Source organism: Pseudomonas sp. K5002 (genome assembly GCF_013386655.1).
Taxonomy (GTDB): Bacteria; Pseudomonadota; Gammaproteobacteria; order Pseudomonadales; family Pseudomonadaceae; genus Aquipseudomonas.
In genome coordinates this window covers 1-4052 of sequence record NZ_JACARK010000700.1, presented here as the reverse complement: position 1 = coordinate 4052, position 4052 = coordinate 1, and the positions used below count along the sequence as shown (strand labels likewise).

Below are 4052 nucleotides of genomic sequence, written 5' to 3'. Positions count from 1 at the left end.
GCCGCCGGGGGCGCAACAGGCGTCCAGTACGCGTTGGCCCGGGGCCAGGTCCAGCAGGTCGGCGGCCAGTTGAGCGGCTTCGTCCTGCACGCTGATCCAGCCTTCGGCGAACCCGGGCAGGTTACGTACATCGCCCGGTTCTGTAAGAACGATGCCGTCCTGGCTGTAGACGCAGGCCGTGGCCGCTACACCGGCTTCGCCAAGCAATGTGAGATAAGCGTCGCGGGTGTGATGACGGCGATTGACCCGCAGGATCATCGGCGGGTGCGCGTTGTTGGCCGCGCAGATGGCTTCCCACTGCTCGGGCCAGAACGCCTTCAGGGATTTTTGCAGCCAGCGCGGGTGGGCGGTGCGCACCACCGGGTCATGTTCCAGCTCGGCCAGCAGCGCTTCGCTTTCGCGCTGGGCGCGGCGCAGCACGGCGTTGAGCAGGGCCTTGGCCCAAGGCTTTTTCAGCTTGTCGGCGCAACCGACGGTTTCGCCGATTGCCGCGTGGGCCGGCACGCGGGTGTAGAGCAGTTGATACAGGCCCACCAGCAGCAGCGCCTCGACATCGGCGTCCGCCGCCTTGAACGGCTTTTGCAGCAGCTTGGCCGCCAGCGCCGATAAACGTGGCTGCCAGCGGGCGGTACCGAAGGCCAGGTCCTGGGTAAAGCCGCGATCGCGGTCTTCGACTTTATCCAGTTGGGTCGGCAACGAACTATTGAGGGAAGCCTTGCCGTTGAGCACGGCGGCCAGGGCCTTGGCGGCGGCCAGACGTGGGTTCATTGCGCGTCCACCGCTTGGCCGAGGACGATGCCAACGGCAAATTTCTCACGGCGGCTGTTGAACAAATCGCTGAAGTTCAGCGCCTTGCCGCCGGGCAATTGCAGACGGGTCAGACACAGCGCCTGTTCACCGCACGCTACCAACAGGCCGTCCTTGCTGGCGCCGATGATCTCGCCGGGGGCGCCCTTGCCTTCGGCCAGGGTGGCGGCCAGTACTTTCAAGGCCTCGCCATTGAGCATGCTGTGGCAGATCGGCCACGGGTTGAAGGCACGCACCAGACGCTCCAGCTCAACGGCCGGGCGGCTCCAGTCGATGCGGGCTTCATCCTTGTTCAATTTGTGGGCGTAGGTGGCGAGGCTGTCGTCCTGAACTTCACCTTGCAGAGTGCCGGCAGCCAGGCCGGCGATGGCCTGGACGACAGCCGGCGGGCCCATTTCGGCGAGGCGATCATGCAGGCTGCCGCCGGTGTCTTGCCCGGTGATCGGGGTGGTGACTTTCAGCAGCATCGGCCCGGTGTCCAGGCCTGCTTCCATGCGCATCACGGTCACCCCGCTTTGCGCATCACCGGCTTCGACGGCACGCTGGATCGGTGCCGCGCCACGCCAGCGAGGCAGCAGCGAGGCGTGACTGTTGATGCAGCCCAGGCGCGGGATATCCAGCACAGCCTGGGGCAGGATCAAGCCGTAGGCCACCACCACCAGCAGGTCTGGCTTCAGCGCAGCCAGTTCGGCCTGGGCATCGGCGTTGCGCAGGGTTGGCGGCTGCAGCACGACAATGTTGTTCTCAAGTGCCAGCTGCTTGACCGGGCTGGGCATCAGTTTTTGCCCACGACCGGCCGGGCGATCGGGCTGGGTGTAGACCGCCACGATTTCATAAGGGCTGGCGAGCAGGGCCTTGAGGTGTTCGGCGGCGAATTCGGGGGTGCCGGCAAAAACGATGCGCAGTGGCTCGGTCATGGGAAACGTCTCACAAAAGAAAAAGGCTTGCCGGAGCAAGCCTTTGAAAGAAGGGAATCAAGCTTGCTGGCGATGCTTCTTTTCCAGCTTCTTCTTGATCCGGTCGCGTTTAAGCGTGGACAGGTAATCGACAAACAGCTTGCCGTTGAGGTGGTCGCACTCGTGTTGGATGCACACCGCCAGCAGGCCTTCGGCAATCATCTCGAACGGCTTGCCGTCACGGTCCAGGGCCTTGATCTTGACGCGCTGGGGACGGTCGACGTTCTCGTAGAAGTCGGGCACCGACAGGCAGCCTTCCTGGTACTGGCCCATCTCGTCGGTCAGGGTTTCGAACTCAGGGTTGATAAACACCAGGGGCTCGCTGCGGTCTTCGGACAGGTCCATGACCACGACGCGCTGATGCACGTCGACCTGGGTCGCGGCGAGGCCGATACCCGGGGCTTCATACATTGTTTCAAACATGTCATCGACCAACTGACGAACCTTGGCGTCCACTACGGCCACTGGCTTGGCGATGGTGCGCAGGCGTGAGTCCGGAAATTCGAGGATGTTCAAAATAGCCATAAGCGTAATTGCTGCACATGTGAGGTAAAGGCAAGTCGGCGCCGGGGATGGACCCTTGATGTGCCGGGATAAGTGCCGTGGGAAAACGTCCGAAAGCCGCGAAGGCCAAGGCGTTTCACGCGAATGCACATAATAAAGGAGATTCACCCCATGAGGAAATCGCTACTCGTCTTGCTGCTGTGGGCCCAGGCCGTTATTGCCCAGGTTCCCGAGAGCTATCCACAGCCCGGCCAACCGTTGCCGCTTCATACGCAGCAGGCCATCCAGCGCTTTTTACTGCACAACCGCATTCTCGATACCCCCCAGGAACTGGAGCACGCTCCCTATATTGTTGCAGCAGATGCCGGACGAGTATTGGGCGCCGATGGCGAGCGTATTTATGCGCGAGGTGCCCTGGACCCTGCAGTCGAAAGCTACGGGATCTTCCGTCGCGGCAAGGCCTATACCGACCCGCAAAGCCAGGAATTGCTGGGTATCAACGTCGACGACATTGGCACCGCACGTTTTGTGACGGCGGGCGATGTCAGCACGTTGGGTGTGCAGCGCGTCACCCAGGAAGTGCGGCCCGGCGACCGATTGCTCAGCCAGCAAGCGCCCACCGACCTGGCCAGCCTGGTGATTCAGATGCCTGCTCGCGCCACTGCCGGACACATCATCGACGTGCCACGGGGCGTGACGCAGATCGGCGTGCTGGACGCGGTGACGCTGAACAAGGGCCGTCGTGACGGCCTGATGGAAGGCCATTTGCTGGCCGTGGTGAAAACCGGGGAAACCGTTCGGAACCGAGTGACCGGTGCTCCGGTGAAGATGCCCGACGAGCCGGCCGGGACGCTATTGGTGTTCCGCACCTACGAAAAGCTCAGCTACGGCCTGGTGCTCAGCGCGTCGCGATCGCTGGCGGTAATGGACCGTTTTGAGGCGCCTGATCAAAGACAATAATTAGGTTGCTAAATAAGTTACCAACAGAGTTATCCACAGCTTGTTCCGATCAAGGACGATCAAATGTTACCGACGAATGACCGTGAAATTTCCCCGGCAGAACTGGAAGCCCGACTACGCTTGCACAGGCTGCCGGAACTGGGTCCCAAGGGCTTTAAAAAACTTATCGAGGCCTTTGGTTCTGCGTCGAAAGCCATCAGCGCACCGGCCAGTGCCTGGCGCTCCCTGGGGCTCAAGGTGGCCAGCGCCGATGCCCGGCGTTGCGAGGAAGTACGTGATGGTGCCAGTGCGGCATTGGCCTGGTTGGAGCGTCCGGCCCAGCATTTGCTGATGTGGGACCAACCCGACTACCCGGCATTGCTTGCAGAATTGGATGATGCACCCCCGCTATTATTCGTCGCCGGCAACCCGGCGATTCTGGAGAAACCGCAGTTGGCGATGGTCGGCAGCCGTCGCGCCTCCAGGCCAGGAATGGATACCGCCGCCGCGTTTTCCCGCAGCCTGGCGAGTGCCGGTTTTGTCATCACCAGTGGCCTTGCCCTGGGTATCGACGGTGCTGCTCACCAGGCGGCTTTGGATGTTGGTGGACATACAATCGGCGTGCTGGGCACCGGGCTCGAAAATTTTTATCCACAGCGCCATCGACGCTTGGCCGAGGCGATGATTGCCCAAGGCAGTGCCGTGGTTTCCGAGTTTCCGTTGGACGCCGCGCCCCAGGCCGGCAACTTCCCGCGCCGCAACCGTATTATCAGTGGCCTGTCGCTTGGGGTACTGGTGGTGGAGGCCAGCATGGCCAGCGGTTCGCTGATCACCGCGCGGCTGGCG

At 62.3% G+C, this 4052-nt stretch carries 5 protein-coding genes; 2 read left to right on the top strand and 3 right to left on the bottom strand.

The window, feature by feature from the left end:
- From HX846_RS26520 to def, 3 genes are all read right to left on the bottom strand, one after another.
- On the bottom strand, positions 1-768 hold a 768-nt coding region (locus HX846_RS26520; RefSeq protein ID WP_306173157.1), incomplete at its 3' end, for a transcription antitermination factor NusB.
- Entirely contained in the window at positions 765-1724 is a 960-nt protein-coding gene (fmt, locus tag HX846_RS26515; protein ID WP_178966411.1) for a methionyl-tRNA formyltransferase, read from the bottom strand. The genes fmt and HX846_RS26520, both read right to left, overlap by 4 nt.
- 57 nt (positions 1725-1781) lie before the next feature.
- Positions 1782-2288 (bottom strand): peptide deformylase, encoded by a 507-nt coding sequence (gene def, locus HX846_RS26510; protein WP_003213617.1) that lies wholly within the window; start codon positions 2286-2288, stop codon positions 1782-1784.
- Positions 2289-2438: 150 nt separating this feature from the next.
- On the opposite strand from def, the gene HX846_RS26505 reads away from it, so the two are divergent.
- Positions 2439-3227 carry a peptidoglycan-binding protein gene (locus HX846_RS26505; protein ID WP_177116546.1) on the top strand — a complete coding sequence of 263 codons (789 nt, stop codon included), beginning with the start codon at positions 2439-2441 and terminating at the stop codon, positions 3225-3227.
- Positions 3228-3290: 63 nt separating this feature from the next.
- Positions 3291-4052 (top strand): DNA-processing protein DprA (gene dprA / locus HX846_RS26500; protein WP_178966410.1); only part of this gene is annotated, 762 nt, incomplete at its 3' end.